Here is a 6,661-nt window from a genome sequence, read left to right on the forward strand (position 1 = left end):
CAAGCGAAACGCTAACCGGAGTTAGCAACGTCTCATCCGTACTTGCGTTGGCCGCTCCGCCGTCCGTACGGTCCACCGGTGAACAAGATCGAAGTCAACGGCGCGCGGCTCGCGTACGACGAGATCGGCAGCGGCAGTCCGGTCGTCCTGCTGCACGCGGGAATCGCGGACCGCCGGATGTGGCGGGAACAGCTCGGCCCGCTGGCCGAACGGCACCGGGTGATCGCCCTGGACCTGCGCGGCTACGGCGACTCGGAGCTGCCGTCCACGCCGTTCGCCCACCACGACGACGTGGTCGGTCTGCTCGACGCGCTCGCCCTGCCCCGGGCCGCCCTGGTCGGCTGCTCGTTCGGCGGCGCGGTCGCCGTCAACACCGCGCTGGCCCATCCGGACCGGGTGAGCGCGCTCGCCCTGCTCGGCAGCGCCGTCTCCGGGCACGAGTGGTCCGACGAGGCCAACGACCTCTGGGAGACGCTGGTGGGCGAGGTCGACCCGGAGGACTTCGCCGCGAGCGCCGCCGGTGAGGTGCGCTTCTGGGTCGTCGGCCCCGGGCGTCGCCCCGAGGACGTCGACCCCGGGCTGGTCGCCTTCGCCCGCGAGATGGACCAGCGGGCGCTCGCCGCCGAGCTGGCCCTCAGCGCGGTGGACGTCGCCGAGCTGGACCCACCCGCGATCGGACGCCTCGGCGAGCTGCGGATGCCCGTCCTGGTCACCGCCGGCGCGGCGGACGTGCCCGACATCAGCCGGCTCGCCGACCGGATCGCGGCCGAGGCGCCGGACGCGACCCGGCTGCCGGACGTGCCGGACGCCGCCCACCTGCTCCCGCTGGAGCGCCCCGGCCCGGTCAACGCGGCCCTGCTCGACTTCCTCCCCTGACGCCCGCCGGCGGCGGTCGCCACAGGGGGCGGACGCCTCCGACCGGCAGGCCGCCGCCGAACAGCGGCGGCGGTCACCACAGAGGGCGGACGCCCCCGACCGGCAGGCCGCCGCCGAAGAGCGGCACCTCGGCGTACTCGGACAGGACGGGAGCGTCCAGCCCGAGCCGGCGCAGGGCGGAGACCAGCACCGGCATCCGGGCCCGGCCCGCCCCGTCGTCGATCTTGAGGGCGACCGCCCCCACCCCGGGCACCGCCGCGGCGATGACCCCCTCGGCGCCCACCTTGGCCAGCAACCCGGGGACGCCGCGCATCAGCCGGGTGTCGTCGGCCTGCGTGCCGCCGACGATCTGCGGGTGGGCGCGCATCGCGTCGGCCACCGTCCGCGCCACGGAGCAGGGCTCCGCCGAGACGAGCCGGAGGTACGCCCCGGCCAGCCCGGTCAGCGACACCGCCAGCACCGGGGCGCCGCAGCCGTCCACCCCGACCGCCGCCGCCCGCTCGCCGGTGAACTCCTCGACCGCGTCGCGGAGCCGCTGCTGCAACGGGTGCTCCGGGCGCCAGTAGCCGTCGAGCGGCCAGCCGGCCGCCAGGCAGGTCAGCAGCATCCCGCTGTGCTTGCCGGAGCAGTTCATCCGCGTACGGGTGGGGCCGCCGCCGGCGCGCAGCACGGCGGTTTGGGCCTCCTCGCCCACCGGCAGCTCCGGCGGGCAGTGCAGCGCCGACTCGGCCAGCCCGGCGCCGGCCAGCAGCGCCCCGACCCGGTCGAGGTGGAAGTCCTCCCCCGCGTGGCTGGCCGAGACCAGCGCCACGTCGGCGGGGTCGGCCAGCGACAGCCCGGCGCGCAGCATCCCGACCGCCTGCATCGGCTTGTTGGCCGAGCGCGGGAAGACCGGGGAGGTCACGTCCCCGGCGCCGGACACCGTCGCGCCGTCGGCGTCGAGCACCACCACCGAGCCCCGGTGCACGCCCTCGACGAACCCGGACCGGACCACCTCGGCGAGCGGCACGCCGCCCTCGTACGTCTTTCCCACGGTGTGGACGGTACCGATCGCCCGGCCGCCCCCGACGGGCGGGTGACCAGGACATCGGCGCCCCGGCGTACAGGGGTGCGGGCAGCGCCGCCGCTTACCGGCCGGCGGCGGGCACGCCGAGCAGCTCGCGCGCCTCGGCGGTGGTCAGCGGCGGCCGCTGGGCGAGCTGGGCGAAGCCGACCGCCCGGGCCACGAGCTGCATGTTGGACTCGACCGGGCGCCCCTTGGCGTAGGTCACCGTGTCCTCCATGCCGACCCGCAGATGCCCGCCGGCCGAGAGCGACGCCAGCATGACCGGGATGGTGCTGCGGCCGATGCCGGTGGCCGAGAAGGTGGTGCCCTCCGGCAGGTCGCGCAGCGCCTGGTGGGCGGCGACCAGCGTCGCCGTGGTGCCCGGCATCCCGCCCGGCACGCCCATCACGAAGTCGACGTGCACGTGCCCGCCGGCCGGCAGGCCGTACTTGCCGAGCAGCCGCTGCAACGCGGTCAGGTGGCCGAGGTCGAAGATCTCGTACTCCGGCACGATGCCGCGCTCCTGCATCCGGGTGTGCAGGTCGACGATGAACTCCCAGCGGTTGAGGAAGACGTCGTCGCCGAAGTTGAGCGTGCCCATCGTGCAGGAGGCCATGTCGGGCCCGGCGTCGAGCACGGCGAGGCGGTCGGCCTCCGGGTCGGTCACCGCGCCGCCGGAGGAGAGCTGCACGATCAGGTCGGTGCTCTGCCGCAGCGCCGCCACGGTCTCCCGCAGCCGCCCCTGGTCGAGGGTGGGCCTCGCCTCGTCGTCGCGGATGTGGACGTGGATCACGGCGGCGCCGAGCGCCTCGCACTCCTTGGCGGTGAGCAGCAGCTCGTCGAGCGTCACCGGCAGCGCCGGCACCTCCGCCTTGGCCGACTCCGCGCCGGTGGGGGCAACCGTGATCAACGTCCCTGTCGTCATGCCCGGATCCTAGACCGAGGTCAGCGAGCCAGTCGACCGGAACTTTTCCGGCCGCGGAGCCGCGAAGAAGAGATTCTTTCGCTGCTGGGCGGTCAGGCCGGATCGATCGCGGCGGCGGTCTCCCCGACCAGGAGGCGGGCGTCGTCGGCGACGTTGCGCTTGACCACGGCGAGGGCGACCTGGCCCAGCTCGTGGTGGTGCACGGCGGTGCCGACGAAGCCGACCGCCCGGCCGTCGAGGGTCACCGGCGTGCCGGCGGCCGGCGGCTGGTCGGTGGTCACCCCGTCCAGGTGCAGGAGTACGAGCCGGCGCGGCGGCCGACCCATGTTGTGCACCCGGGCCACGGTCTCCTGGCCCCGGTAGCAGCCCTTGTCCAGGTGCACGGCCGGGGCGATCAGGTCCACCTCGGCCGGGATCGTCCGGTGGTCGGTGTCCACCCCGACGCGGGCCCGCCGGGCGGCCACCCGCACCGCCTCGTACGCCCACAGCCCGGCGACCGGCACCCCGTTGCCCCGCAGCTCGGTGACCACCTGCTCCATCGCGGCCCGGGGCACCAGCAGGTCCACGCCCAGCGGCCCCCGGCGCGCCCAGCCGCCGACGGGCAGCGGCCGCACGTCGTACAGCGCGGTGGGCCGTGGCGGCAGCTCGCCGGAGCGGAACTTCGGGCCCGGCACCGCGACCACGTCGGGCGCCGCCAGCCCGGTCACGCCGAGCGTCTCCACCGCGGCGGGGGCCTCCGGGCCGACCAGCGAGAGCAGCGCGTGCTCGGCGGTCACGTCGCGCGGCTCGACCTTGCTGAAGAACCGCATCCGCTCCAGGTACGACAGCAGGCCGGCGGTCGCGCCGGGCTCGGTGTCGAGCCAGGTGGTGACGCCGTCCTCGGCCACCATGGCGTGCTGCTCGACGTGCCCGTGCGGGGCGAGCACCAGCAGCTCGGTGCCCTGGCCGGCGGTGAGCTGCGCCAGGTGCTGGGTGGTGAGGGTGTGCAGCCAGCCGATCCGCTCCTCGCCCGGCACCGCGACGACGCCCCGGTGCGAACGGTCGACCAGGCCGACGGCGGTGTCGAGGGTGCGCTGCTCGCGCATCGGGTCCCCGTAGTGCGCGGCCACCCCCCGGACGCCCGCCGCCGCGTGCGCCGGCTCGGGCTGGTCCCGGCTGGCCTCGTCGATGCTCTCGACGCTCACCGCGCCCGCGATGTCGATCATTTCGGGTCCCCGTTCTCGCAGCGGCCGCAGACGCCGAAGAGGGAGACGTGGCCGACGTCCACCCGGAACCCACGCTGCTGCACCAACTGGTCGACCAGCGGGCGCAGCAGCTCCGGATCGATCTCGTCGATCCCGCCGCACTCCCGGCAGACCAGGTGGACGTGCTGGTCCTCGCCGGCCGCGTGATAGGTCGGCGAACCGTGCGAGAGGTGGGTGTGGGTGACCAGGCCGAGCCGTTCCAGCAGCTCCAGCGTGCGGTAGATGGTGGTGATGTTGACCCCCGCGGCCACCTCCCGGACGGCTGTGTGCACCTGCTCCGGGGTGGCGTGCCCCAGGTCCAGCACGGCCTGGAGGACCAGTTGCCGCTGCGCCGTCAGCCGCAGCCCACGGGCGCGGAGCATTTCCGCGAGGGAGGATTCGGACACCGTTCGATCATAGTTCGCCCGCAGGCGCCCGCCGTCGGCTCGACCGCCCGCCGCCGCGCCGGGCGTCCGTCCAGCGGGCCCGCCGCCCCTCGGCGGGCCCGCCGCGCCGGGCCGTCCAGCGGGCCGGCCGCCCCTCGGCGTCTCCGCCGCGCCGGGCCGTGCGGCACGACGGCCGCCCCTCGGCGGGTCCGCCGCTACGCTCGGCGGTCATGGTGGCGTCGAGGATCGCCGTACCGGGGCGCGGGCTGGTGCCGCCCGGCGAGCCGGTGCTGCGCGGCGACGACCGGGGCGTGCTGCACGGCGACGGGCTCTTCGAGACGATGCACCTGCGGGGCGGGCGGCCGTGGCTGCGCGACGCGCACCTGGCCCGGCTGGCCCGGGCGGCGGCGGCCGTCGAGCTCGCGCTGCCCCCCGCCGGCCTGCTGGCCGACCTGCTGGAGACCGTGAGCGCCGGCTGGCCCGCCGAGACGGAGGGCGCGCTGCGGCTGGTCTGCACCCGGGGCCCCGAGGGCGGCGGCCCGCCGAGCGTCCACGCCACGCTGGGCGAGGTGCCGGCGGCGGCCCGGGCGGCCCGCCGGGACGGCGTCACCGTGGCGACCCTGCCGCTCGGCGTCGCGGCGCGGGCGCGCCCCGCGCTCGACTGGCTGCCGGCCGGGACCAAGTCCACCTCGTACGCGGTGAGCACCGCAGCCCGCCGCTGGGCCGCCCGCAACGGGGTGGACGACGCGCTCTGGGTCTCCACCGACGGGTACGCCCTGGAGGGGCCGACGGCCAACCTGGTCTGGCTGGCCGGCGACACCCTCTGCACCGTGCCGGCCGCCGAGACCGGCGTCCTGCCGGGGGTGACCGCCGCCTGGCTCCTCGCCCACGCCGACGCGCTGGGCCTGCGCGCCGACGAGCGCCTGGTCACCCCGGCCGAGTTGCGCCGCGCCGACGGGGTCTGGCTCACCTCGTCCGTCCGGGGCCTGGCGGAGGTCCGCACCCTGGACGCGGTCCCGCTGCGCCGCTGCGCGCGCACGCCCGCCCTCCAGTCCCTGCTGGGCTTCCCCGTGCCCTGACCGCCGGGCCCGCCGGGCATCGTCGGCCAGCCGGGCATCGTCGGCCAGCCGGGCACCGTCGGCCAGCCGGGCACCGTCCGCCAGCCGGGCACCGTCCGCCAGCCGGGCACCGTCCGCCAGCCGGGCACCGTCGGCCAGCCGGGCACCGTCCGCCAGCCCGGCACCGCCCGCCAGCGCAGAACCGTCCGCCAGCCGGGCACCGTCCGCCCGCATCGTCCGGCGGCCGACGCCGTCGCGCCCCGCCGGTGCGGCGGGGCGCGGGCGTGCGGTCAGCCGGCCACGCGGGTGCCGAGGCAACGCGAACGCGCGGGCGTGCCAGGCCTGCGGCGCGCGGAGTGCCGGGCGCGCGGGCCTGCCGGGCGGGCGCGGGCGTACGGGCGTAGGGGTCAGCCGGCCACGCGGGTGAGGCGGGCGGAGAGGTGCGGGGAGAGCCCGTGGCCGACGGCGGCCATCTCCTGGGCGTAGAGCAGCGCGCCCTCGACGATGCCGAAGAGGCGGTGCCCGGCGGTAACCTCCTTGGCGGTGGCCGTGCGGACCACCGCGTCGGTCACGAACTCGAGCTGGGTGCCCTTGCGCTTGCCGATGTGCAGCTCCATCACCCCGGTCGGGGTGGTCATCAACGCTTCCAGCTCGTCGGTGACCCGGTCGCCGTCCATCACCGGCCGCCACCAGCCGACCTCACGCCCCGCGGGACGGACCGGCCTGCTCTGCTCGTCCAGGATCCACGCGCGCGACTCGTAGAACAGGAACGGCCGGCCGTCGTGGCTGATCCGGATCTCCTGCGCGTAGTCGAAGTCCTCGATGGTGGGGAAGCCGCCCCGGCCACGGCCGCGCCACACCCCGACGTAGGGCAGCAGGCCGTCCAGCGACGGGTGCAGCTTCGGGCCCACCCGCAGGTCGTGACTCTCCTCGAAGGGGTACGGGTCGACCGGCGGCGCGTTCAGCCACGGCGGCGGCTGCAGGGGATTCTCGTCGCTCACCGAGCCACCTTCGTTCGCGACTGCGGGGCTCGCAGACCCGGCACACTCCTCGCGCTCACCGAGCCACCTTCGTTCGCGACTGCGGGGCTCGCAGACCCGGCACACTCCTCGCGCTCACCGAGCCACCTTCGTTCGCGACTGCGGGGC

The 6,661-nt window shown here is 76.3% G+C and carries 7 protein-coding genes; 2 read left to right on the forward strand and 5 right to left on the reverse strand.

Annotated elements, in window-relative coordinates:
- The first annotated feature begins 78 nt into the window (after positions 1-78).
- Positions 79-876 (forward strand): alpha/beta fold hydrolase, encoded by a 798-nt coding sequence (locus ACWENR_RS01765; protein WP_452275167.1) that lies wholly within the window; start codon positions 79-81, stop codon positions 874-876.
- Between the two features lie 73 nt (positions 877-949).
- Here the strand turns inward: ACWENR_RS01765 and ACWENR_RS01770 are convergent, their stop codons facing one another.
- The 4 genes from ACWENR_RS01770 to ACWENR_RS01785 form a co-directional block, all read right to left on the reverse strand.
- Positions 950-1,909: an asparaginase gene (locus ACWENR_RS01770; protein WP_452275168.1), complete on the reverse strand. Its 960-nt coding sequence runs from the start codon at positions 1,907-1,909 to the stop codon at positions 950-952.
- Positions 1,910-2,003: 94 nt separating this feature from the next.
- Positions 2,004-2,846, reverse strand: a complete 843-nt coding sequence (locus ACWENR_RS01775; RefSeq protein WP_452275169.1) for a 3-keto-5-aminohexanoate cleavage protein — start codon at positions 2,844-2,846, stop codon at positions 2,004-2,006.
- A 92-nt stretch (positions 2,847-2,938) separates the two neighbouring features.
- Complete coding sequence (gene ygfZ / locus ACWENR_RS01780) at positions 2,939-4,051, reverse strand: CAF17-like 4Fe-4S cluster assembly/insertion protein YgfZ (RefSeq protein ID WP_452275170.1); 1,113 nt, start codon at positions 4,049-4,051, stop codon at positions 2,939-2,941.
- Positions 4,048-4,476: a Fur family transcriptional regulator gene (locus tag ACWENR_RS01785; protein ID WP_452275171.1), complete on the reverse strand. Its 429-nt coding sequence runs from the start codon at positions 4,474-4,476 to the stop codon at positions 4,048-4,050. The genes ygfZ and ACWENR_RS01785 overlap by 4 nt, the downstream gene beginning before the upstream one ends.
- A 209-nt stretch (positions 4,477-4,685) precedes the next feature.
- Here ACWENR_RS01785 and ACWENR_RS01790 point away from each other — a divergent pair, with 209 nt between their 5' ends.
- Positions 4,686-5,534 (forward strand): aminotransferase class IV, encoded by an 849-nt coding sequence (locus ACWENR_RS01790; RefSeq protein ID WP_452275172.1) that lies wholly within the window; start codon positions 4,686-4,688, stop codon positions 5,532-5,534.
- 386 nt (positions 5,535-5,920) lie between these two features.
- Here ACWENR_RS01790 and ACWENR_RS01795 read toward each other — a convergent pair whose 3' ends face one another.
- A complete protein-coding gene (locus tag ACWENR_RS01795) occupies positions 5,921-6,514 on the reverse strand; it encodes an FABP family protein (RefSeq protein ID WP_452275173.1) in 594 nt (197 codons plus the stop codon).
- Positions 6,515-6,661: the final 147 nt, after the last annotated feature.

The sequence above is a fragment of the Micromonospora sp. NPDC004336 genome, from assembly GCF_053602615.1.

Coding starts and splice junctions, on each gene's coding strand:
- ACWENR_RS01775 (WP_452275169.1), bottom strand. CDS start 2,846: ATGACGACAGGGACGTTGATCACGGTTGCCCCCACCGGCGCGGAGTCG.
- ygfZ (WP_452275170.1), bottom strand. CDS start 4,051: ATGATCGACATCGCGGGCGCGGTGAGCGTCGAGAGCATCGACGAGGCC.
- ACWENR_RS01790 (WP_452275172.1), top strand. CDS start 4,686: ATGGTGGCGTCGAGGATCGCCGTACCGGGGCGCGGGCTGGTGCCGCCC.